The sequence below is a fragment of the Virgibacillus subterraneus genome (genome assembly GCF_900110695.1).
GTDB lineage: Bacteria > Bacillota > Bacilli > Bacillales > Amphibacillaceae > Lentibacillus > Lentibacillus subterraneus.
In genome coordinates, this window is record NZ_FOEH01000003.1 from 176,956 (window position 1) to 201,854 (window position 24,899).

General features: G+C 38.6%; 22 protein-coding genes. 17 read left to right on the top strand and 5 right to left on the bottom strand.

Annotated elements, in window-relative coordinates:
• Positions 1 to 54: 54 nt before the first annotated feature.
• Genes hemE through hemY form a run of 3 tightly spaced genes read left to right on the top strand, consistent with a single transcriptional unit; the run spans position 55 to position 3,453 of the window.
• Positions 55 to 1,089, top strand: a complete 1,035-nt coding sequence (hemE, locus tag BMY13_RS10520) for a uroporphyrinogen decarboxylase (protein WP_092493617.1) — start codon at positions 55 to 57, stop codon at positions 1,087 to 1,089.
• Between the two features lie 25 nt (positions 1,090 to 1,114).
• Positions 1,115 to 2,053, top strand: coding sequence for a ferrochelatase (gene hemH / locus BMY13_RS10525; RefSeq protein WP_092493618.1), 939 nt, complete (start codon positions 1,115 to 1,117; stop codon positions 2,051 to 2,053).
• On the top strand, positions 2,050 to 3,453 hold the full coding sequence (hemY, locus tag BMY13_RS10530; protein WP_092504468.1) for a protoporphyrinogen oxidase: 1,404 nt from the start codon (positions 2,050 to 2,052) through the stop codon (positions 3,451 to 3,453). Before hemH ends, hemY begins: the two co-directional genes overlap by 4 nt.
• 143 nt (positions 3,454 to 3,596) lie before the next feature.
• On the opposite strand, the gene pepF is transcribed toward hemY, so the two are convergent.
• Together pepF and yhfH are read right to left on the bottom strand one after the other, a co-directional pair.
• Positions 3,597 to 5,405, bottom strand: a complete 1,809-nt coding sequence (gene pepF / locus BMY13_RS10535; RefSeq protein WP_092504470.1) for an oligoendopeptidase F — start codon at positions 5,403 to 5,405, stop codon at positions 3,597 to 3,599.
• Positions 5,406 to 5,673: 268 nt separating this feature from the next.
• Complete coding sequence (gene yhfH, locus BMY13_RS10540) at positions 5,674 to 5,802, bottom strand: protein YhfH (protein ID WP_092493621.1); 129 nt, start codon at positions 5,800 to 5,802, stop codon at positions 5,674 to 5,676.
• A 99-nt stretch (positions 5,803 to 5,901) separates the two neighbouring features.
• Between yhfH and BMY13_RS10545 the strand changes: the two genes are divergently transcribed.
• From BMY13_RS10545 to BMY13_RS10560, 5 genes are all read left to right on the top strand, one after another.
• A complete protein-coding gene (locus tag BMY13_RS10545; protein WP_092493622.1) occupies positions 5,902 to 6,639 on the top strand; it encodes an MBL fold metallo-hydrolase in 738 nt (245 codons plus the stop codon).
• Between the two features lie 70 nt (positions 6,640 to 6,709).
• On the top strand, positions 6,710 to 7,705 hold the full coding sequence (gene lplA / locus BMY13_RS10550) for a lipoate--protein ligase (protein ID WP_092493623.1): 996 nt from the start codon (positions 6,710 to 6,712) through the stop codon (positions 7,703 to 7,705).
• 634 nt (positions 7,706 to 8,339) lie between these two features.
• On the top strand, positions 8,340 to 9,878 hold the full coding sequence (locus BMY13_RS10555; protein ID WP_092504472.1) for a fatty acid--CoA ligase family protein: 1,539 nt from the start codon (positions 8,340 to 8,342) through the stop codon (positions 9,876 to 9,878).
• A 128-nt stretch (positions 9,879 to 10,006) separates the two neighbouring features.
• Complete coding sequence (locus tag BMY13_RS19495) at positions 10,007 to 10,156, top strand: hypothetical protein (RefSeq protein ID WP_175476773.1); 150 nt, start codon at positions 10,007 to 10,009, stop codon at positions 10,154 to 10,156.
• 132 nt (positions 10,157 to 10,288) lie between these two features.
• The gene (locus BMY13_RS10560) at positions 10,289 to 10,810 is read left to right on the top strand and encodes a competence protein ComK (protein ID WP_092504474.1); all 522 of its coding nucleotides are present in this window, start codon (positions 10,289 to 10,291) and stop codon (positions 10,808 to 10,810) included.
• Here BMY13_RS10560 and BMY13_RS10565 read toward each other — a convergent pair.
• A complete protein-coding gene (locus BMY13_RS10565; protein WP_092493626.1) occupies positions 10,758 to 11,147 on the bottom strand; it encodes a YhjD family protein in 390 nt (129 codons plus the stop codon). The genes BMY13_RS10560 and BMY13_RS10565 overlap by 53 nt on opposite strands.
• A gap of 208 nt (positions 11,148 to 11,355) precedes the next feature.
• On the opposite strand from BMY13_RS10565, the gene BMY13_RS10570 reads away from it, so the two are divergent.
• The 9 genes from BMY13_RS10570 (at position 11,356) to BMY13_RS10610 (ending at position 24,076) form a co-directional block, all read left to right on the top strand.
• The gene (locus BMY13_RS10570; protein ID WP_092493627.1) at positions 11,356 to 12,003 is read left to right on the top strand and encodes a TVP38/TMEM64 family protein; all 648 of its coding nucleotides are present in this window, start codon (positions 11,356 to 11,358) and stop codon (positions 12,001 to 12,003) included.
• Positions 12,004 to 12,141: 138 nt separating this feature from the next.
• Positions 12,142 to 12,693: a signal peptidase I gene (gene lepB, locus BMY13_RS10575; protein ID WP_092504476.1), complete on the top strand. Its 552-nt coding sequence runs from the start codon at positions 12,142 to 12,144 to the stop codon at positions 12,691 to 12,693.
• Positions 12,694 to 12,786: 93 nt separating this feature from the next.
• The gene (addB, locus tag BMY13_RS10580) at positions 12,787 to 16,284 is read left to right on the top strand and encodes a helicase-exonuclease AddAB subunit AddB (protein ID WP_092504478.1); all 3,498 of its coding nucleotides are present in this window, start codon (positions 12,787 to 12,789) and stop codon (positions 16,282 to 16,284) included.
• Positions 16,284 to 20,012: a helicase-exonuclease AddAB subunit AddA gene (addA, locus tag BMY13_RS10585; protein ID WP_092504481.1), complete on the top strand. Its 3,729-nt coding sequence runs from the start codon at positions 16,284 to 16,286 to the stop codon at positions 20,010 to 20,012. Before addB ends, addA begins: the two co-directional genes overlap by 1 nt.
• Before the next feature lie 377 nt (positions 20,013 to 20,389).
• On the top strand, positions 20,390 to 20,533 hold the full coding sequence (locus tag BMY13_RS10590; RefSeq protein WP_092493631.1) for a cytochrome c oxidase subunit 2A: 144 nt from the start codon (positions 20,390 to 20,392) through the stop codon (positions 20,531 to 20,533).
• Positions 20,534 to 20,545: 12 nt separating this feature from the next.
• Complete coding sequence (locus BMY13_RS10595) at positions 20,546 to 21,007, top strand: cytochrome c oxidase subunit II (protein ID WP_092493632.1); 462 nt, start codon at positions 20,546 to 20,548, stop codon at positions 21,005 to 21,007.
• A gap of 15 nt (positions 21,008 to 21,022) precedes the next feature.
• The gene (locus BMY13_RS10600) at positions 21,023 to 22,702 is read left to right on the top strand and encodes a cbb3-type cytochrome c oxidase subunit I (RefSeq protein ID WP_092493633.1); all 1,680 of its coding nucleotides are present in this window, start codon (positions 21,023 to 21,025) and stop codon (positions 22,700 to 22,702) included.
• Between the two features lie 177 nt (positions 22,703 to 22,879).
• Positions 22,880 to 23,515 carry an SCO family protein gene (locus BMY13_RS10605; RefSeq protein ID WP_092504483.1) on the top strand — a complete coding sequence of 212 codons (636 nt, stop codon included), beginning with the start codon at positions 22,880 to 22,882 and terminating at the stop codon, positions 23,513 to 23,515.
• Positions 23,516 to 23,518: 3 nt separating this feature from the next.
• Positions 23,519 to 24,076 (top strand): hypothetical protein, encoded by a 558-nt coding sequence (locus BMY13_RS10610; RefSeq protein WP_092504485.1) that lies wholly within the window; start codon positions 23,519 to 23,521, stop codon positions 24,074 to 24,076.
• Between the two features lie 164 nt (positions 24,077 to 24,240).
• Here BMY13_RS10610 and BMY13_RS10615 read toward each other — a convergent pair whose 3' ends face one another.
• Positions 24,241 to 24,459: a spore germination protein gene (locus BMY13_RS10615; protein WP_092493636.1), complete on the bottom strand. Its 219-nt coding sequence runs from the start codon at positions 24,457 to 24,459 to the stop codon at positions 24,241 to 24,243.
• A gap of 41 nt (positions 24,460 to 24,500) precedes the next feature.
• Complete coding sequence (locus BMY13_RS10620) at positions 24,501 to 24,893, bottom strand: spore germination protein GerPE (protein WP_092504487.1); 393 nt, start codon at positions 24,891 to 24,893, stop codon at positions 24,501 to 24,503.
• Positions 24,894 to 24,899 lie beyond the last annotated feature (6 nt).

Consider the following 24,899-nt stretch of genomic DNA (forward strand, 5'->3'; position numbering starts at 1 on the left):
TAGTAGATAGTTGACCTTAAGTGGGTAAAATGGCAGTTTAAAAGGATGAAGATAATGTCAGAAAAAATCAATGATACAATTTTAAGAGCGTACAATGGAGAAAAAACGGATTATATCCCAGCATGGTTTATGCGACAGGCTGGGCGTTCCCAAAAAGAATATCGGGAATTAAAGGAGAAGTATTCATTATTTGAAATTACGCATCAGCCAGAATTATGTGCGTATGTGACACGACTGCCTGTTGAACATTATGGAACAGATGCAGCAATTTTATATAAGGATATTATGTCGCCACTACCTGCACTTGGAGTCGAAGTAGAAATTAAATCCGGAATCGGGCCAGTGATTCATAACCCAATAAAGAACTTTCAAGACGTAGAAAGGTTGGGTGCAATCAACCCTAAAACTGATGTTCCTTATGTACTGGATACAATTCGTTTATTAAGTGAAGAGCAACTGGAAGTTCCACTTATCGGATTTAGCGGTGCGCCATTTACATTGGCAAGTTACATGATAGAGGGTGGACCATCTAAAAATTATGCAAAAACAAAAGCATTTATGTATCGTCAGCCAGAGGTATGGTTTGCATTAATGGACAAACTAGCAGATATGACGATTGCTTATGTTAAGGCACAAATTGAAGCAGGCGCTAAAGCCATACAAATTTTTGACTCATGGGTTGGAGCATTAAATGCTGCTGATTACCGTGTATATATTAAACCAGTCATGAATCGTATTTTTACGGCTTTGCAAAAGGAAAATGTGCCATTAATTATTTTTGGAGTAGGTGCAAGACACCTGTTGATGGAGTGGAATGACTTACCAGTAGATGTTATTGGCCTGGACTGGCGCACATCCATTACCGAAGCAAGGGAAATGGGTGTAACAAAGGTGATGCAGGGTAATCTTGATCCTGCTGTTTTACTTTCAGATTGGCAAACAATTGAAACAAAAACGAAGGGCATTTTAGATGAAGCAATTATGCAAGAAGGCCATGTTTTCAACTTGGGTCATGGTGTAACACCAGATATAAACCCTGAAACACTTAAAAAATTAACCGAGCTAATTCATTCCTATTCACAACGATAATAAAGGATAGAAGAGGTGTTTAACAATGGAAAAAAAGAAAATGGGACTAATCGTAATGGCATATGGCACTCCGAATAAAGAGGAAGATATTTTACCGTACTATACGCACATTAGACACGGAAGAAAACCATCTGAGGAAGCGCTGCAGGACTTAAAAGACCGTTATAAAGCAATCGGTGGTATATCACCGTTAGCAAGAATCACGCAGGAACAGGCAAAAGCTTTAGAGGTTAATCTTAATGCTTCCCAAGATGAAGTTGAATACAGTGTATATATTGGATTAAAGCATATTGCACCATTTATTGAGGACGCTGTTCAACAGATGGCTGAAGATGGGATTAAAGAAGCTGTTTCTCTTGTGTTAGCTCCCCATTATTCAACATTCAGTGTGAAATCATATAATACTCGTGCAAATGATGAGGCAGAAAAATACGGAATTACCATTGAATCAGTTGAAAGCTGGTATGATGAGCCTGGATTTATCGAACACTGGTCAAATCAAATTAATGCAGTTTATGATGAAATGTCTGCTGAAGAGCGAGAAAAGGCAGTATTAGTCGTTTCAGCTCATAGTTTGCCAGAAAAGATCTTGCAAAATGGTGATCCATATCCAGATCAATTAAAAGAGACAGCTCGGCTTATTTCCGAAAAAACGGGAATAAAAGATTATGCGATTGGCTGGCAAAGTGAGGGGAATACACCTGATCCATGGCTTGGTCCTGATGTACAGGATTTAACACGTGACCTGTATGAACAAAAAGGATATCGTACATTTGTATATGCACCGGTAGGTTTTATTGCAGACCACCTGGAAGTTCTATATGACAATGATTATGAATGTAAAGTTGTATGTGATGAATTAGGCGCAAATTATTATCGACCTGAAATGCCAAATGTTCATCCGGATTTCATCGCTACCTTATCTAATGTTGTGTTACAAAAAGCAAAGAGTGAAGTACGATGAACGAAACGAAAAGAATAGTTATAGTCGGCGGCGGGATAACTGGGTTAACCGCTGCTTACTATTTACAAAAAGAAATCAAAGAAAACAATTTGCCATATGAAGTCAAGCTTGTTGAGGCAAGTGACCGACTTGGAGGAAAAATTAAAACAGTTAGACAGGATGGATATACGATTGAACGTGGTCCTGACTCATTTTTGTCACGTAAACAGCCTGCTGTGAAATTAGCAGAAGAATTGGGCATGACCGATCAACTTGTTCGTAATGGCACCGGGCAGTCGTATATTTTAGTGAACAATAAGTTACACAAAATGCCTAAAGGGGCATTTATGGGTATCCCGGTACAAGTACGTCCATTTTTATTTTCAGGAATATTTTCACCTAAAGGAAAGCTGCGTGCCGGATTTGATTTTGTAATTCCAAAAAGCAAAAAAGGAAGCGATCAATCATTAGGTGTATTTTTCCGTCGTCGGTTTGGGAATGAACTGGTAGAGAACCTGATTGAACCATTATTATCTGGTATTTATGCTGGAAATATTGATGATATGAGTTTAATGGCAACATTTCCGAATTTCTATCAACTTGAGCAGGAGCATCGAAGCCTGATTAAAGGATTACAAAAAACTACACCGGAAAAGAAAAAGTCAACAGGCAAAAAAACAGGTATGTTCTTCTCCTTTATAAATGGATTTGAATCAATGATACATACGCTTGAGAATTCACTTGATGAAGGTGTTGTTTCATTGAACACATCAGTAGATCATGTTGAAAAGAAAGACCAAGACTATCATTTGCTGCTAAGCAGTGGAGAGGTATATAAGGCAGACGCGATTGTGATGGCAACACCACATTACACATTGCCAAAAGTGTTTAGCCAGTATGACATGTTTAATGAATTTCATGACATTCCAGCAACATCGGTCGCCAACGTTGCATTAGCGTTTGATCAATCAGCAATTAAAAAAGATATTGATGGAACTGGATTCGTTGTTTCCAGAAACAGTGATTTTCGAATTACAGCATGTACATGGACTCATAAAAAATGGCCGCAGTCTACACCTGAGGGAAAAGCATTATTACGTTGCTATGTTGGACGACCAACCGATCAATCGGTAGTAGATTTCTCTGACAAGGAAATTATTGAAATCGTGTTGAATGACTTGAACAAAACGATGAACATTACCCAGAAGCCAGAATTCAGTGTTATTACACGCTGGCAAAATGCAATGCCACAATATACTGTTGGACACAAAGAGCGAATTGCCAAAGTAAGGGACGAGGCAAGTCGTGAGCTTCCCGGTCTATTTTTATCAGGTAGTTCGTATGAAGGAATCGGTGTCCCTGACTGTATTGGTCAAGGTGAAAAAGCAGTTGCTGATGTGCTGGAATACTTGCGTGGATAAATTTGACTGGCACCAGGCGATGGATAAGCGCCTGGTGCCAGTTTTTTATATGGCAGTCAGGGTGATTTTCTGGTGACTCCGAAAATCTCCCTAATCAAATTAAAAAGTGCCCCAAAGGTCGATTACTTTGGGCACACTTGTCGTTATTTGTAACTTTTTTCTAGTTCGTCGACAAGTTCGCCAACGTATGCTACTGCTCCTTTGATTGCGTCTGGTTTGGACATGTCGAGACCTGCTTTTTCAATCAGATCCTGTGGCTTCATGGATCCGCCAGCTTTAAGTACGGATAACCAGCGTTCAACGGCTGGCTGGCCTTCTTTTTGAATCATTTGTACGACAGCAGTAGATACCGTTAATCCAGCTGAGTATGTGTATGGATACAAGCCCATGTAATAATGTGGCTGGCGCATCCATGTCAGACCAGCACCTTCATCCAATGTTACTGTATCACCCCAGAAATTTTCCAAGGCTTCTTTCTTTTGCTTGGACAGTACGTCTGCAGTTAATGGGGTGCCTTCTTCAGCTAAATCATAAATACGACGCTGGAATTCACCCTCTAGTAGATGAGTAACGAAATTATGATAATACGTTCCTAATAATTGTGTGATGACCCACCGCTTCATTCGTTTGTCATCCGTCTTTTTAATCAAATGATCAGCTAGTAATAGTTCATTTAAGGTCGAAGGAGCCTCAACGAAATAGGTTGATGGTCGTGTGTTGAAAAGCGATTGGTTTTTACCAGCCAGATAGAAATGGCCAGCATGTCCCAATTCATGTGCAAGAATGAAGGCGCCACGCATGGTATTTGTCCATGTAATTAAGATATAGGGATGGACACCATATGGACTCGCACAGAATGCCCCAGTTGCTTTTCCAACATTATCGGCTTGATCAACCCAACGATTGTTAACCCCTTGCTTCATAATCTCGCTATATTCAGGCCCCATTACTTGAAGCGCTTCAAGAATAGTTGATGTTGCTTCCTCGTATGTTGTTTCTGGATTAAATTCAGGGTCCAATGGTGCCTTTAAATCAGAAAAATGTAATTCATTTAAGCCCAGCTTATCCTGTTTAAGTTTTGCAAATCGGCGCATATGTGGTGCTAACTCTTTTTGAATTACATCTAACTGATTATGATACATGTCCTGTGTTACTTGCTGTGATTGAAGCAGCATTTCTGTTACGGAATTATAGGAGCGCAAGTTGGACATCTTAACCTGTTTGGTGACTTCGGTGGCATAAGTAGCCGCATATGTGTTTTTGTATTGACTCAACGTTTTGATGAAGGAGTCATATGCTTTTCTGCGAATGTCTTTATCAGGTGACAATTCATAGCGGTCTTCATAGAGTGCAAATGACATTGGCAATTCTTCACCATTATTATCCGCAATTGGTGCAAATGTCATATCCGATGATTTGCTTCGCTGATAGATCATGTAAGGGGAACTATGTACTTCACCAAGTGCTGCAAGTGTTTCTTCTATTTCTGGTGAGAGCGTAAACGGTTTTTTATCCATAATATCCTCAAGCATTTTTCGGTAGGATTCTAATCCTGGTTTATTGTTAATAAACTGTTCAATGGCACTAGGAGAAAACTCCAGCAACTCGGATTCAATAAAAGTTAATTTAGCACCTAAAGTTGCCATTACGGAGGAGACCCTGGACATATCACCTTGATTTTTAGGATTTGTCCCGTCAGCACTTGCTCGCAGGTTGGCATATGTGCCGATGCGAATAAGACGTTTTTCAAAGTTCTCTAAAGCTACTAGACAATTTAATAAATTATCGGCATTATTTAGTCTTCCTTTAAATTGTGTGACATCGCTAACATTTGCCTGAATAGCTATTAATTCTTTTTCCCAATCTTCTTCTGTGCTGAATAAATCAGTCAGATTCCATGTTTGCTCAGTTGGAACTTCTGAACGCGTCCAACGTTTGTTTTTGGTTGTCATAACTGTACTCCTTTTCCGAATAAAATTCGTCTCTTTAATTAATTATAAATTAAATTCAATTGAAATAAAATATTTTTCAGAAATATGCTGTTCCTCAGAAAGTTCGGATTATCACAGAGATAATGGCAGATATTGGCTGCGCACTCGGTAGCAATGTTGGTTTCTTAACTGCAAAAAAATACAGCTATTTGCATAGCTGTTAAATGGAAAGGGAATCTCTGTTATAGTACATTTAAAATAGGTTTCAGTTTTTCGGTTATACTAGATACTATCTAGCTGGATGATCACATTCGTCACATAGGTTACCATAGCAATCAGCTTTCTCATGCATGGCCTGCCCGCACTGATGACACTTTTTCTTTGGTAAATTCCTGAAAAATTCAACGACGTTTATCATGTGTATCCTCCTTTAAGTTGATATCTATATTGTAATATAACAGTATGTATAAAGTCAATGCTGTGTTACAACAAATTATTAAAAATGAGGTGAATGTCTATGAAATTAACGGTAATAGGCTGCTGGGGTGGTTATCCTGCCCCGGATGGAGCGACATCGGCTTATTTAATCGAGAAGGATGATTTTTCATTATTAGTTGATGCAGGAAGTGGTGCACTATCCAAATTACAGAATTATAAACATGTAATGGATATCGATGCAGTTGTTCTATCCCATTATCACAGTGATCACATAGCTGACATCGGTGTTCTGCAATATGCATGGTTAGTGAATTCATTTGTACATGATCGAAATGAAATTTTGCCTATATATGGTCATTCGGAAGACTTGGGAGGGTTTGAATCACTAACACATAAAAATACGGAAGGAATTGCATATGACCCAAGTAAAACATTGGAGATAGGCCCTATATCCATTACCTTCCAGAAAACCAATCATCCTGTTCCATGTTACGGTATGCGAATTACCGATGGCGAAAGTGTTATTGTTTATACAGCAGATACGTCATTTAAACAAGAATGGTCTGAGTTTGCGAATAATGCAGACCTCCTAATAACAGATTGTAACTTTTACGAGGATCAGGATGGTTCTAGTGCAGGGCATATGAATAGTAAAGACGGGGCCATGATTGCTAAGGAAGCACATGTGCAGGAATTATTACTCAGTCATTTACCACAGTTCGGTGATAATTACGATTTGGTACAAGAAGCAGGCAATTATTTTACAGGTGAAATTCGACTCGCGAAGGAAGGTTTTGTCTGGGAAAAAAGTCGTTAGTTTTGATTGTGTCAGCCTTATCTATTAAACTTATCATTGGATACATTATTAATAGGGAGGCTGATTTTTGATGAAATTTATCGACAATAAAGGCATTACAGATCCAACCTTAAACTTGGCATTGGAAGAGTACGTTCTACAAAACTTTGGAGAACAAGATACATATTTGTTATTTTATATTAACAAACCCTCCATTATTATTGGCCGCAACCAAAATTCAATTGAAGAAATTAACACGAACTATGTGGATGAGAATGGTATAAAAGTTGTTCGTCGACTTTCTGGTGGCGGAGCCGTTTATCATGATGAAGGTAATTTAAACTTTAGCTTTATTACAAAAGATGATGGGGAAAGCTTCCAAAACTTTGCGAAATTCACCAAGCCTATGGTGGAGGCATTAAATAAATTGGGTGTACCAGCAGAATTACAAGGCAGAAACGACCTTGTTGCAGATGGGCGAAAAATATCCGGCAATGCTATGTTTTCAACAAAAGGACGCATGTTTAGTCATGGAACCTTAATGTTCGACTCGGAAATTGAAAACGTTGTTTCAGCGTTAAATGTAAAAATGGAGAAAATCAAATCTAAAGGAATTAAATCAATCCGCAGTCGTGTTGCAAATATTTCTGAATTCCTGGAAGATAAAATTACGATGGATGAATTTAAAGAATTGATTTTACGTTACGTGTTCGACGTGGAGGATGTGAAAGACGTACCACGTTATGAGTTAACGGAGCAGGACTGGGAAAATGTCCGTAAAATATCAGAGGAGCGCTATCAGAAATGGGACTGGAATTATGGAAAGTCTCCTAAATTTAATATTCAGGAATCACATAAATTTGATGCAGGACTTGTCGACGTTCGTTTAGATGTAAAAAATGGAACGATTGAGAACTGTAAGATTTACGGGGATTTCTTCGGACTTGGTGAAGTTCGTGATATTGAAGATAAGCTTGTTGGTGTTCGTCATGAGCGAAAAGCAATTGAAGAGGCATTAAAAGATGTTGACGTACCACATTATCTTGGCAAAATTTCAAAAGAAGACTTTTTCAACCTGTTATACTAATATAAGAGAAGGGCTCAGTGAATATCAGATTCCGTTACCAACCACAAACTCAAACAAAAAAATGAATATGGAGTGACCATCAATTTATATGCTGATTGATGGTCATTTTTTTGCGTGATCCTATTCGTAAGTTTTCTTGCATTTTAATCTTCGCAGTAGATATAAACTGCGAAGTAACTGCTGGAATAATCTCTATAAACTCTCGTCCCGCCGTCCGGGGTTGCTACGGGCGGATGCGCACCTTAGGGCACGGCCTCAGCCTCCTTGAGAAAGGCACTCTGCGGGGTCTTTGGACACGTGCTATTCCCGCAGGAGTCACCACCCTCCGCTCACCCGGACTAGTGTAGCTGTCACACATTTATTCAATAGCGATTCCTACTCCAGTCAACAGCGAAGTGTATTTCCGGAGCGGCATAATAGCACTCAAAATTTTCAAAAGTAGTTCGCAGTTTATATCTCTTGTTAACCATTGAAATTATACTCCAAAACTACTTATTGCTCGAAGTGTCGTTTTTTAATGAATCAGCAAGCGCTTTCACTTGATTTGTCGTTTTCTGTATTTTATAATTAATATGAATTTTACTATAAAAATGAATGACTATTCATTCATTTCACTAACGTAGGGGGATATAAAGTGAACTTAACAGAACAATTATCCATTACAGCTAAAGAGAACCCGCATAAGACCGCATATGTTTTTCAGGATAACGAGACAAGCTATATGGAACTGGAAGGATCTGTTACAAAATTTGCTTCACGTTTACAAGAACTGGGCTATAAAAAAGGAGACCATATTGCTCTTGTAGTTGGGAATAGCCCATACTATGTGATTGCACTGTATGGAGCGCTCCGTATGGGGGCAGTTATCATTCCAATTAATCCACTATACACAGCACACGAAATGAGTTACATACTGAAGAATGGTGATGTTAAAGCTGTCATTACCATGGATGTGTTACTTGAGAAATTTGAAGCGATAGCTGATCAGGTTCCAAGTGTAAAGCATTATATATCATGCGAGAGTGGTGCAAATATTTCATTAGATGAAAGTTCGTTATCAGCTAAATTGAAATCGTTTACTCAGTTGGTACAGGAAGGAAATCTGGAATTTGATGCACCACAAATGAGTGACGAGGATACTGCAATTATTTTATATACGTCTGGGACAACAGGTAAGCCAAAGGGTGCGATGCTATCTCATAAAAACATCTTTTCGAATGCAAAGGATACTGCTGATTATTTAACAATTAGTGGAGATGATCGAGTTATTGCAGCGTTGCCGATGTTCCATGTGTTTTGTTTAACCGTATCGTTGAATGCACCATTAATGAACGGCGGAACTGTATTGATTATGCCAAAATTCTCGCCGCAGGAAGTGTTTAAGATAGCAACCGATCACAAAGCAACTATTTTTGCAGGTGTACCAACAATGTATAATTACTTGCTGCAAAGCGCAGAAGGTAATAGTTCAGCCTTTGCTGGAATTCGTCTATGTATCTCCGGTGGTGCAGCAATGCCTGTTGCGTTACTTAGCCAATTTGAAGAAGCCTTTAATGCAAAAGTTTCTGAAGGATACGGCTTGTCTGAGGCATCACCAGTTACTTGCTTTAATCCATTGGACCAGCCTAGAAAACCTGGCTCTATTGGTAAAAGTATTATCAATGTCGAAAATAAGGTCATTGATGAATTTGGTGAAGAAGTTGAAACAGGTGAGGTTGGCGAATTGGCTGTTCGTGGGCCAAATGTGATGAAAGGGTACTATAAACTGGAGGAAGAAACTGCTGTAGCATTAAGAGATGGCTGGCTTCACACTGGTGATATGGCACGATTGGATGATGAAGGATACTTTTACATTGTTGACCGGAAAAAAGATATGATTCTTGTCGGCGGGTACAATGTTTATCCTCGGGAAGTGGAAGAAGTATTATATGAGCATCCAAGTATAGCTGAAGCAGCTGTTATTGGTACTCCTCATCCAGAAACTGGTGAATCGGTACTTGCCTTTGTCGTCACAAAAGATCCTTCGTTAAATGAAGATATTTTAATGGAGTTCTGTAAAATGCATTTAGCCAAATATAAAGTACCATCCAAGATTGAATTTATGGATGAATTGCCGAAGAATACGACAGGAAAAATTTTACGAAAGAATTTGCGTAATAAAGTAGAACAGTAGAATTTATTTATAGAAAAGAGATGTTCTGGTTGCCAGAACATCTTTTTCTATGTCTAGGAGCTTCTGCTTTCGCTAGTATAATTGACCTCAAATCCTGGAATACTAAAAAGTAAAAGGATTTGTTAGCGATGAAAAAAAATAATGATACCCCGGAATTAGCTACATTTACAATATTAAATCCGGATTTTCATGCACAGCTAGATCAAAGAAGGGAAGAGGAACAATTAACTGATGAAAATAGTAGCAATAACGACAACTTGTCAGATTCAACAGATTAATTTTGTCTAAATTGTGAACATTGCTGATAATTTGTTGAAAAATTAAATTATTAATACCTTTTTCACTAGAAATTTGGTAAATTATAGATAAGCCTCTTTCTTTTCATTTAATTATGAAAGGATGAAGATAATATGTTAAATGATGTTTACTTTCCATCGCACGAAGTAACCCCTCTTACCATGGCAGTGATAGCGAAGCATGACGAAAACGGAAATATAAATACGACTGTTTTAGAAGAGCGGGAAGAGTATTTTGTTGAACATTCCCCAAGTAAAGTCATAGATTATGCTTGCAAGTTCTTCGGATCAAGTTTACGTGGTCGTCAAGACGGCACTCGCGATATTTGTGGTATTACGCACAAAGCTCCCATTTCGATTGATCCTACCAGTGGCATGTATTTCTTTCCTACAATTGCACCAACAAGCCCAAAGTGTTCGTGGATTGCCCATTCTCATGTTAATCAAGTCATGAAAGGCCCTGGTCGGTTTACTGAAGTAGTGTTTAAGAATGGCAAAACGATTCTTCTGGAAGTTTCTCTTGGATCGCTGCTCAATCAGGTACATCGAACTGCACAATTTCGCTATTTATTGGATAACCGTATTAAGTATTTGCAGAAACAGAATGCTGATGTGGTGGCAGAGCCTTTTGCATAAGTTCCTGGACGATTAGTTCCACCTTTTTGCGGATAGCAGGGTTAAAATAATTACGTTTTTCTTCCCGACCTTTGCTAATAAATAAAAATGAAGAAAATGAATCATTTTTGTTTAGTGTTACTACCCGTATGCTACCGTCCTCCATCATTTTCCGTAATTTTCTTCGCTCATTTGTTGCTTCTGAATTCATTTTTTCCAAAAGTTCAACATAAGGTTCTTTAATCTTAAAAGCTCCCTGCTGGATGTGCTGAATATCCTGTTGAATAACAACCATTGCCATCGAAAGGAACAGAAAGCGTGAAGCTAACTGTAATTCTTCTTCATTAAGATAGCGCATGATAACCCTCCATTAGTAGAACGTTTGTTCTGTAATCATTATATGATAAAATAAACAAAAAATACACTAAAAAATTTGAAGCTGAAAAGAAAGAGGCTGAAAACTTTATTTCTGGCTTTGCAGATAGTCAGGTTTAATTTAAACTAAAAGAAGATAAACTTGCATTAGGTGTATACGATGTTTATAGGTGATTAAGGGAGACATATTAATGGATGTGTTAAATTTTATAGCTAATTTCAAGATATTACTTCAAGAAGACAAGTTAGATGAATATATCATGCAATTATTAAATGAATATGAAAGTTTAGGTCCTATTCCAGGGATTGCATTACCCTTCATAGAGGCATTTCTGCCATTTTTGCCATTGGTTGTTTTTGTGTTTGCGAATGCTGCGGCATATGGATTGCTGGAGGGTTTTTTGCTGTCATGGGCTGGGGCATCGGTTGGTGCTGTTTTGGTTTTTCTAATCATACGAAGGCTTGGTGATAAGCGACTTTTTAAAGCAATTCGTAACAATAAACAAGTACATAAGGTGACTGGCTGGGTTGAAAGACGGGGCTTTGGGCCGTTGTTTCTATTAATGTGTTTTCCCTTTTCACCATCAGCAGTGATTAATGTTGTATCCGGTTTATCCAATATAAGCACCCAACAATTTATATTGGCAGTATTGCTTGGTAAATCTGTCATGATATTTTCCATAGCTTATGTGGGATCAAGTATTTTTGAATTTGCAAAGGAACCGGTAAAAACGATTGTAGTTGGGATATGTATTGTATCATTTTGGCTTATCGGTAAATACGTTGAGCGTCGTTTGCAGCGAAAAGCATTAATCAAAGAAATTTCCGAAAGAGATTAGGTTAGAAATTATCTGAACGGGGTATGCTAGACAAAGAGAAAAGCGGAAGCGTCTATTAAAAGGATGGATAATCAATTAATTCCATTAATCATGGGGCGCTTTTGCTGGACCGGAGAAAACACCCTGGAGGAAATTTGTATGAAAAGAAAATACTTACGTAAAATCATCCCTGTTGTTTTATTAGCAATAGCATTGGCATTTCTTTTTCGATCCTTTTTATTTGCCAGCTATGTCGTTGATGGTGAATCGATGGAACCGACCCTTTATGATGGAAATCTGTTAATGGTAAATAAAGTAGTATACGATTTGACAGATGTCGATCGTTTTGATGTTATCGTGTTTCATGCAAGTGCGAAAGATGATTATGTGAAACGGGTTATTGGCTTACCTGGTGATGAAATAGAATACAAGGATGATAAGCTTTTTATAAACGGAAAATATGTAAAAGAAACTTTTTTGAAACCATTTAAAAAGATGGATGAGATAAAGCCATACACAAGTGACTTTACACTGGAGGAAAAGACTGGGAAAACGAAAGTACCAGACGGAAATTTGTTTGTCATGGGAGATAATCGTGAATCTAGTTTAGATAGTCGTACGTTTGGTTTTATATCGGTTAATCAGCTTGTCGGAAAAGTAGATATAAAGTATTGGCCATTTTCCCAAATGCAATTAAGCTTTGGTAAATAGCTATAATTAAGCCTTTGTCTCTGATAAAATAGGGGATAGAGGTTTTTTTATTGAAGCTCTTTTAGTAAGGAAGTTCAATAAGGGGGATAAAATATGGGGATACTATTTTTATTAGGTAGATCAGGTACCGGCAAAAGTGGCAGGTCACTGGATGAAATTAAAGAAAAATTGGCTGATAATCCACAAGGCAAACCAATATTTTATATCGTACCGGATCAAATGACCTTCCAACAGGAATATGCCTTGTTTAGTGGTCAGGATATCCATGGAAGTATTCGTGCGCAGGTTACTAGTTTTTCACGTCTGGCATGGCGTGTTTTACAAGAGACTGGAGGAGGTACGAGGCAGTTTATTAGCTCCGTCGGTATCCAAATGATGCTTCGAAAAATTATTGAAGAGAAAGAATCGGAGTGGAATGTATTCCAGAAGGCTTTGGAAAAACAAGGATTCTTGGAACAACTGGAAAAAATGATTACCGAATTTAAACGATATCGTATCACTCCCGAAATGTTATATATGCAAATTGAACAGATGAATCAGTTTGTTCATAAAGAATCTGGTGAGGCTGCACTATCGGATAAACTTAACGATTTATCGTACATATATGAAAATCTGGTACATGCCTTACAAGGTAAATATATTGATAGTGAGGACCAGTTGCAATTATTGGCAGAGAAAATTAAGGATGCTACATTACTTGAGGGTGCCGAGATATACTTGGATGGCTTCCATCGATTTTCACCTAAAGAACTACTTGTTGTTGAAGCGTTAATGAAGAAGTGTAAATCAGTGACCATTGCATTAACTGTCGATCCAACTGATGATGCAGATCTATCTGAATTAGATTTGTTTTACCAAACGAAAGAAACACATCAAACCCTTCAAACGATTGCTGCTGAAAATTATATAAGTATAGATGAAACTGTCATACTTGATCCTGTGAACGGTAGATTTAAGGAACGTCCTTATTTTGCCCATTTGGAACAAAACTTCGATGTGCGTCCTGCACCTGAATACAATGGCGATGTTCCATTACAAATTGCTGAAGCAGTACATCCCCGTGCAGAGGTAGAAGGAGCCGCTCAGGAGATTTTGCGTTTGGTACGTGAGGAAAACCACCGATTTCAAGATATTGCTGTATTTATTCGACAAACAGATATGTATCACGATTTAATAGATACCATTTTTAGCGATTATGATATCCCAGTTTTTATCGATGAAAAAAGAACGATGCTGAATCATTCGCTGATTGAGTTTATTCGTTCGGTCTTAGATATTGTCGAAGGAAATTGGCGGTATGATGCTATTTTTCGGGTGCTAAAAACTGGTTTTATTCCATCGATAGATTCAGAATATCCACTTACTAATGATGCGATTGATGAATTGGAAAATTATATACTTGAATATGGAATCCGCTCACGAGAACGGTGGATAGGGGATAAACAATGGATTTTCCAGCGTTTCCGTGGCTTTGATCGTTCAGCACAAACGGATACGGAAAAAGAAACGCAAAAACGAATAAATGCGTACAGAAATCAAGTTGTCCAAGCGTTACAAGGGTTTGATCAGAAAATAAGAAAAGCTGCTACGATAAGTGAATTATGTGAAACAGTTTACCTGTTACTGGAAGAGCTAGGTGTTCCACAACGACTGGAACAAATGCGAAAAATGTACGATGCAGAAGGGGAAATTGAAAAAGCGCGAGAGCAGGAACAAGTATGGAATGCTGTCATCCAGCTTTTCGACGAAATGGTCGAGATGGCCGGGGACGAAACAATGAACCTGGATACTTTTCGCACTACAATAGAGGCTGGCTTTGATTCGTTAACATTTGCCCATGTACCGCCTAGTATGGATCATGTAATCGTTGGTACCATTGACCGCTCAAGAATCAGTGGAATGAAATGTTCCTTTTTACTTGGTGTGAATGATGGCGTTTGGCCAATGAAGCCAACCTCAGAGGGCATGATTAACGAACAAGAACGGGAGCTACTAGCGGGGCAGGGCATCCAACTGGCAGAAAGCAGCAAACGGCAACTCTTGGATGATTGGTTTTATATGTATGTTGCATTCACATCTCCAACTGATTATTTATGGTTAAGTTACCCGTTAAGTGATGAAGAGGGTAAATCGAAAATTCCATCACAGCTGATTAAGCGGATAGAGGATTTATTCCCGTCGTGTGGCAACCATATTTTACTGCAGGACCCAGAGGAGCTAACAGAGGCGGACAGGTTTATAACGACCCCTATTAAAACAAGGGCAGCGCTAACAGCACAGTTGGCCCGCAGTCGAAAAGGGTATCCTGTTAAGCCTGTTTGGTGGCATGTTCTAAATTGGTATATCGAAAATCATCCAAAATATAGTACAACCTATACGATTTTACAAAGCTTGTACTATCAAAATCGCCCAATTAATTTAACAAAGGAAACAACCGAACAGCTCTATCCAAAACAGGTGAAAGCAAGTGTATCAAGATTAGAATCTTATTATCGCTGTTCCTACCAGCATTTTGCCAAATACAGCTTGAAACTGGATGAAAGAAAGACGTATAAACTCGATGCGCCTGATATTGGCCAGTTGTTTCATGAGGCATTGAAAAAAATAACCGAATGGATTAAGGCAGATGGCAGGGACTTTTCCCAGTTATCAAAAAATGATAGTTCAGGCTATGCGCAAAAAGCGGTTGAAAGTCTTGCACCGATTTTACAGCATCAGATTTTGCATAGTTCTAACAGATATAAATATATTCAGCAAAAATTGCAGGAAGTTATCACAAGGGCAACGTATATTTTAAGTGAACAATCACGACAAAGTGAATTTTCACCAGTAGGATTAGAGCTCGGTTTCGGGTTTGACGATGAAAAGGCATTACCCCCTGTTACGCTGAAGTTGGAGAATGGTTTTGAACTTATGCTGCGCGGGCGGATTGACCGGGTTGATAAGGCACTCAACAACGAGGATTTATTTTTACGGATTATTGATTATAAATCAAGTGCAAAAGGATTAAACTTGGTAGAGGTTTATTATGGTCTTGCTTTGCAGATGCTGACATACCTTGACGTTGTACTTTCCCATTCAGAACAGTGGCTTGGCGCTAAAGCAACACCAGCTGGGGTCCTTTATTTCCATGTGCACAATCCGATGGTTTCAGGCAAGCTGAAAATGAATGATGATGAAATTGAAAAAGAAATATTCAAGAAGTATAAAATGCAGGGATTGCTGCTATCAAATGAGCAAATTGTAAAAATGATGGATACATCACTCGATTCAGGAACAAGCCAGGTAATACCAGCAGGAGTGAAGAAAAATGGCGATTTCTATAGCCATTCTAAAGTTGCTGACAACGAGACGTTTTCTAGTTTGCAGCAGCACATTCATCACCTAATGATGCAGGCAGGAATCGATATGACATCTGGTGGCGTCCATTTAAATCCATTCCAGCATAAACAGAACACGGCTTGCACGTATTGCCCATTCTTGTCAGTCTGTCAATTTGATCCGATTCTAGAGGAAAATAATTATCGAAAGCTAACTGACTTAAAGGATGACGAAATACTGGAGAGACTCCGTCATAAGGAGGAAATGTAATGGCTAATTGGACAAAGGAACAGGAACAAGCAATCTATACGGACGGCAGTGATGTGCTCGTAGCAGCGGCGGCAGGTTCGGGGAAAACAGCCGTACTTGTCGAGCGGATAATTCAAAAGTTAATTAAAAAGGATGATCCGGTGGATATTGATTCGCTGCTTGTTGTAACGTTTACCAATGCTGCAGCTCAGGAAATGCGGAACAGGGTTGGACTTGCCTTGGAAGAAGCATTGGCAGAAGACCCGAGCTCACCGCATCTTAAAAAGCAATTATCGCTTCTGCAGCGTGCATCAATATCAACCTTGCACTCGTTTTGTCTTGATACGGTAAAACAATATGCTTATTTACTGGATATTGATCCCGCTTTTCGTATTGCTAATGATATGGAAGCAGATTTAATTAAACAGGAAGTAATTGATGACTTATTTGAAGAATGGTACGGGAAAGAAGGCGAAGATCAAAAGAGATTTTTTGCCGTAGTAGACCGTTTTTCCAGTGATCGAAGTGATGCAGATGTAGAGAGCCTTGTACTTGATTTATATACATTTGCCGCGCAAAATCCATGGCCAGATATGTGGCTTGATCAGATTGCAGATGTCTATGATATTCCGGATGATTGGACGGAGGATGAACTGCCATGGTTATCAATCATAAAAAGGGAAGCTAAAAATCAGCTGGAAGCTATGCAGCAAGAGATTAATCTTGCAATGGAATTAACAAGAGAAAGCGATGGACCATACCATTATGCGGATGCAATTGATTCAGACGCGGAGAATCTGCAAATAGCACTGGCACATCTGAATTCGTGGAATGATTTACAAGCACATATGGCGGCAAGTTCTTTCGCAAAATTATCAGGCAAGAAAGTCGATTGTGATGATGCAAAAAAAGATAAGGTTAAAAAATTGCGTGATAGCTATAAGAAACGCTGGAATGAAATGAAAGAAGGTTGGTTTAGCCGTGATTTGACAGGCCACATTGCAGATATGCAGGAACTGGCTCCGGTCATCAGGCAATTAACAGAGATTGTGAAACAATTTAAAACACGATTTACAGAACAAAAGCGGGAACGAGCTATTGTTGATTTTTCAGACCTGGAACATTACTGCCTGGAATTGTTAACTGACGATACATCCACCGCGGATAAGGTTTTACCTTCAACTGTAGCAGTCAATTTGCAGAGACAGTTCAGTGAGTTATTAATAGATGAGTATCAGGATACAAACCTTGTCCAGGAAACAATTTTAACGCTAATTAGCGATCAGGCAGGTCCGGGAAACAGGTTTATGGTAGGTGATGTTAAGCAGAGTATCTATCGATTTCGACACGCAGAACCATCGTTATTTATCCAGAAATATAAACGCTTTGCTGATGAAGGGGTTCCCGCCAGGCGAATTGATTTGGCAAGTAATTTCCGTAGCCGTGAACATGTCTTGATTGGAGCCAACTATATTTTCAGACAAATCCTTGACGAAGACTTAGGGGAAATTAACTATGATGAGGATGCTGAGCTGATTTATGCAAATAAAATGTATGATACATTACCACATACTGAACCACAGCCAGAACTAATCATCATTGATCGTGAAGTTCCAGAGGAAAAAGAGGATATTTCACAGGATGAAGAGGACTATCAGGATCTGGAAAAAGCACAGCTCGAGGCACGTGCATACGCAGAAAAAATTAAAGGATGGATTGGACAGAAAGAAAGCGGTCCATTACAAGTCTATGATAAATCGACAGATACACAACGAGATATGCAGTATCGCGATGTTGTTATTTTAATGCGCTCGATGACATGGGCACCAACGATAGTCGACGAATTGAAAAAACAGGGAATACCAGTATATGCCGAACTCTCGACAGGTTACTTTGATGCCATTGAAGTAAAAATCATGCTAAGTCTGCTAAAAGTGATTGATAATCCAAGGCAGGATATCCCGCTTGCTTCCGTACTCAAGTCACCAATTGTTGGGTTGAATGAAGAGGAGCTGTCACTAGTTCGATTAGCAGATCAGAAAGGAACATATTATGATGCATTAAAGGCATTTAACCGCCATAATTCGGATGATACAGCCATTAAGGCAAATAATTTCCTGGAGCGACTTGAACGTTACCGGCTTGCATCACGGCAAGGTGCTTTATCTGAATTGATATGGCAGATTTATCGGGAAACAGGTTATTATGACTTCGTTGGCGGTATGCCCGGAGGACGACAGCGTCAAGCAAATCTTAGAGCGCTATATGATCGTGCCAGAGGATATGAGTCAACATCGTTTCGTGGATTATTCCGCTTCCTGAGGTTTATTGAACGTATGGAAGAGCGTGGCGATGATCTTGGATCAGCCCGGGCATTAAGTGAGCAAGAGGATATTGTCCGAATCATGACGATTCATAAAAGTAAAGGTTTGGAGTTCCCAGTTGTTATCCTGGGAGCGATGGATAAACAATTTAATTTTATGGATTTGAAACGACGTTATTTATTGCATAAAGACCTAGGATTTGCCAGTAAATATATTGATCCGGTCAAACGGATAACGTATCCGACGCTGTTTCACCATGCATTGCAAAAAGAAAAATTAAGGGAACTTCTGGCAGAAGAAATGCGAGTATTATATGTTGCATTGACACGCGCGAAAGAGAAGTTAGTGATGGTTGGTAATGTTCCATCATTTGAAAAGAAACAACAGAAATGGGAAAAAATGATTGATCATTCGGAATGGATTCTTCCTGCACATTACAGGATTGAATCGAAAACGTACCTTGATTGGGTTGGGCCTGCTTTAATCCGTCACAAAGGAAATGATGTGCTACGGACGTTGGATGTTGATGATGCTGTTTTGGAAGCAATCCAAATCGATCCGTCTGAATGGAATGTCTCAATTTTACACGGCAGTTCGCTAACCAATCTAGATGAAGCAGTTACGCAAGCTGATCTAGAGCGAAAAGAAAATATCGTGAATTGGCAGCCGCTGGAATTGGATGATAGCCACTTGGATTGGGCTGTTGACGATCGCCTTGCTTACACGTATCCATATCTTGAAGCTGCAACTTACAGAGCCAAACAAACAGTGACCGAAATTAAAAGACAGCGGGAGATAAAAGATGAATATAGTGGTGAACAGCTTATCCAAACGTCTCATGCCCCAATCGCCAAACGACCTGCTTTTATGCAAAAACAAAAATCGATTACTGCGGCAGAACGTGGTACTGCAATGCACACAGTGATGCAGCATATACCACTGACGAAGCCAATGACTGCAACAGAAATAGAAGAATTTGTGGAACAATTAGTAGAACGGGAAATTTTGACGAAACAGGAGGCAGAGGTTATTGAGACCACTGCTGTTGAACAATTTTTTAACACGTCAATTGCTCAATTAATCATGGAATCGCCGATTATTTATCGGGAAGTACCATTCAGTCTTTCGTTATCTGCAAAAGAAGTGTATGCAAACTGGACCAATAATATGGATGAACAAGTATTGGTGCAAGGTGTTATAGACTGTGTTATTCCAAAAGATGATGGATGGATTATTCTTGATTATAAGACTGATGGAATCACTGAGGAAGTAACCGATCGTGTAAAAGATAAACTTTTAGATAGGTATAAAATTCAAATGGATCTGTACAAACATGCGGTTGAACATATTTGGTACGAGCAAGTAAAAGAGACATATCTTTATTTCTTTTCCAAGCAACTTTTATTGGCAATTAAAAATGAATAGCTACTTTCTTATTTGCATAAGTGCAACTATGACATATGCCACAAAGGCTTGCACTGCAAAGTATAAGGTTTTTTAGCCGACTCGGTCATTTTTATCCTCCTTTTTAAACATGCATTTTAACGAATACCAGTTTTCTAACAAATATAATTTCCGAAAATGTGTCGAAGTAGTTACAAATTATAATGGTTATATTTAAAGAGTTAAACCCTGTTATATCAAGGGTATTACTCTTTATTTTTTTTGGAATTCTTTATAAATGATCACTGGGATTCCCCCTGTAATTAAAATCACGTATTCGTGTGATTTAGTTCACTTCGCAAAACCCCTTAAAAAAATAAGATGTAGTAGAAAGATAGTTTACAAGGAGGGGATTTGTGATGGAAGCAGCAAAAACGAGTACTCCAGTCGAAAATAAAGAAGAAAAATCATTAAAAGGTACAATGGTTTCCGTGTTATTTGTGTTAGGAGTCATCGTTGTTATGTGGGTAGGAGTCTTTTGGTTATATATGTCCAGAGTATAGGAGGGAAACGATATGCATCGCTTAGAAGAAATTTGGCTTGGATTAAGTGCCGGAATTTTAATTTTATTTATGGTTATAGTAGGTTATCAAACATTCGCGTTAGGTATGGGGCCACCAAGTAATAAAGAAAATATTGATCCTGAGCAAGTAGATCAAACTGCTCCATTTGATAATCCTGGCGTGAAAAAGGTGGGGGAAAACGAATATGAAGTTGTTATGACATTACAAGCGTTTGGCTTTACTCCCAGCGATATTGAAGTTCCAGCTGGGGCAGAAGTAACATTTACAATGACTTCCAAAGATGTTGTTCATGGCTTTCAAGTTGCTGGAACAAACATTAATGCAATGGTAATGCCAGGTCACATCCAAGAAATCACACACACATTTGATGAGCCAGGCGAGTATCTAGTGTTATGTAATGAATATTGCGGTGCGGGGCATCAGCTTATGTCCACGACAATCACGGTGAAGTAAAGGAGGTAAAGTTAAATGGAACAATCAATAAAAGAAACATTTCGCGAGAAGGCGAATAAAGGATTAGGCGTTAATCCTCTGGATGCTAAAATATCGAAATCATATTTATCAGTAGCCTTTATTACATTACTTATTGGCGGAATTTTAGGATTAGTACAAGGGCTTCAGAGGGCCGGTCTTCTGGAATTGCCAGCATGGTTAAACTATTACCAAGTGTTAACAGCACACGGTATTTTATTAATTCTAGTTTTTACAGCTACATTCACAATTGGTTATTTATATGCAGTTCTATCCCATACATTAGGAGGACTTCTTCCAAAAGTAAGGAAAATGGCTTGGGTTGGACTAGGGTTGATGCTGTTAGGAGTAGTACTAGTAGTAATAACAATTTTAATGAATGAAGCGTCCGTTTTATATACGTTTTATCCACCACTTGCTGCATCACCTATCTTTTATATTGGATTAGTATTTGTTGTTCTAGGTATATGGTCATGTAGTTTTGGAGCATTCATCAATTACAATCATTGGAGAAAAAATCATCGTGGTCAAGTAACGCCGCTGTATGCTTTCTTCGCAATGGGTGTATTCATACTTTGGTTCTTTGGAAGTATTGGTGTAACAATAGAAGTATTAACGCTTATTCCTTGGTCATTGGGCTGGAAAGAAACAGTTAACGTTATGGTTGCCCGAACACTATTTTGGAGTTTCGGACATACATTGGTTAATATTTGGTATATTGTAGCAATCTCTGCATGGTATGTAGCAATACCAAAGATTATCGGCGGAAAAGTGTTTAGTGATAAACTTGCTCGAGTTGTTGTAATATTATTAGTTATTTTAAACATTCCTGGTGGTTTTCACCATCAAATTATTGACCCAGGAATTTCAGAATCAGTTAAATTTTTACATGTGTTTATGAGTACATCAATCGCATTCCCTTCATTAATGACTGCGTTCGCCATATTCGCTATGTTTGAAAGAGCTGGCAGAAAACGCGGTGGTAAAGGATTATTAGGCTGGTTCACAAAACTTCCATGGGGAGATGTGCGTTTCTTAGCCCCTATGATTGCTATGATTGCTTTTATCCCTGGTGGTGCTGGTGGAATTGTCAATACAAGTAACCAAATGAACCAGGTAATTCACAACACGATGTGGGTTGTTGGGCACTTCCATATAACTGTAGGTGTAACAGTTGTCTTAACATTCTTTGGGATCACTTATTGGCTTGTCCCGTACTTATCCAAGCGTAAGCTAACCCCTCAAATGAATAGACTTGGTGTTATCCAGACAATTATTTGGACAGTCGGAATGATCTTCATGTCAGGTTCACAGCATTTAGTAGGGCTGTTGGGTGATCCGAGACGGACATCTTTCACAACGTATGGGGATCATGAAATAGCATTAAGCTGGGTGCCTTATGAGTATGTTATGGCGTTCGGAGGAACATTACTGCTTTTAGGTGTAATTATACAAGTTTATGCAGTATTCAATATGATGTTTTTCGCTCCAAAAGGTGAAACAGAATTCCCTCTTGGTGAAGCTGAGGAGAGTGAAGGACCTACACCACTATGGACTGAACGCTGGAGCATTTGGATTATCTTAATGCTTATGGTTGTAGCTATGGCCTACGTTGTACCGATTGTAGACTTTATAGTCAATGGTGGTCCCGGATCACCACCAATCAGAACATGGTAGTTGAAATAAAATTTAAGAGATAGTCCTGTTCAGGGCTATCTTTTTAAGCAATAAGAAAGAATAAATTCTTTCTTACTGCATAAGTGCAACTAAGGCAATTCGCCTAAGAACTTGGCGAATGCCAAGTTTTCTAAAGTAAAACTAATGATAAATTACAAACTTGGGAAGTGATCGGTTATGATCAAAGACAGACATAATTTAATAGCTATCATTCTCGTAATCATATTTGGAATTGGTTTATTTTATATTGGAACTGATGGATTCCGTGCATTTACAGCAGAAAGTGCTAGAACGTATGAAGTATTACAAAATAAGCCTGAATTTCCTTCTGTAACTTTGGAGGACAGTCACGCGCGAACATATACTTTTGACGAATTTGCAGAAGGAAAATACGTATTTCTAACATTTATGTATACAAGTTGTACAACTGTATGTCCACAGCTAGAGATGAACATGGCCGATGTCTATGATCAAATTCCGAGTAAATATATTGGTGAGGACATCGTCTTTCTAAGTATAAGTTTTGATCCAACAAGAGATGACCCAGCAACCTTAACCAAATACAGATCCTATTTTGGAAGTGATGGAGAAACGTGGCGTATGGCAAGAATAAACGACCAGTCCGAACTAGACACGCTACTCGAAAAACTGGGCGTAATAGTTATCCCTGATGGTAATGGAGACTTCACACATAATAGTGCTTTCTATTTTATTGGAAAAACTGGCCATTTACAGCAAGTGATGGACTTCACCAAAATTGATGAAGCTGCTGATACTGTTCTAAATATTCTTGACAGTGAAGAGGAGGAATAGACGATGAAACAAGCAATCTATGGTTTAATGCTGTACGTCTTTCTAATTCTTCCACCTGTAGCTAATTTACTAGAATCGATTATGATTGTGCACATGCATATGCAAATGCCACTCCTGGTGATATCTGGATTTCTAATGGCACGATTTTTTCAGATGAAGTTTCCGGGATTTTTTGAAAAATGGAATGGTAACGGTGTACCTGGAATTCTATTATTCATTGTTATTTGGAGTTACTGGATGATCCCACGTTCAATGGATGAGGCTGTTACTATTCAAATGGTAGAGGTATTTAAATTTATCAGTTTGCCGTTTTTAGCGGGGATTCCTCTACGTGATAGCTGGATAAAACTTGGGAAAATTGGCAGAAATATTACTTATGTATTCTTTGTTATCATGTTTGGACTAATGGCGTGGCTGTATATTGGGGCGGATAGTCAGATATGCAATAACTACTTGGAAGTGGAGCAGAAGACACTTGGCTGGGGTTCACTTGCATTTGCAGCATTTTTACTCATATATGTATTGCAATTATTATTCATTGATCAATCAGAATTTGAATAGGAAGAAAAGTGCCTTGTCGTAGAGCGCTTTTGTTGGCAGCGTTGAGGGTAAGCATCATGTCGTATTGGGATTTCAGCCAAATATGAATAACTTCAATCAGATACAGAAAATTGGGCCAAATAGCCAAAAGAACTGTCACATCAATTGGACAGTTCTTTTAAATACTAAGCATTTGCTGTTAAATTCTGATCGTTCACATCAGGGTCAAATGGGTTGGTGGAACTTAAACCACTATTGGTACAAATAAAATCTCCGGTGTTTTGTGATCCTGCACCTGTGTTTGTTTTGGAAGTGCTTTTAGGGGCTAGATAAAAGGAATCACCAAAATTTATGACGCCACCACCCACACTATTTATCTTTATTGGTCCAACAATTGATGGCATGAAGAACTCCTCCAGAATTTATATTTCAGGATACACATAGTTTATGACGTCATGTTGTTATCCGTGCCGGTGGTATACTGACGAAAGTGTTTCACCCTTGCTTCGGCAGATAATTCATTAAGGTTGCCAATATGCAAAATAGATGATTGACTCACTCCGAGGATAGATATGTTTCCTATTTTTATTACATTAGAATGATTTAGTGTATTTTTTTGGACTTCTGTGGCATTAATCGGCCAGTTTGCGTCCCGTTGAAATAATGAAAATCTATTAAAATACAGCCCCTCATCATTTGCAAATGTTGCACCTTCTTTTTGAATTGCAATTCCCCTTGATTTCGGACGGGCATTTGATGTATCGCCAATATTAAAAATGCCGCTGTATGTTAGACCATGAACTCTGATACGCCTAACGGATGCTGTTCGCTTTTGCATCAATAA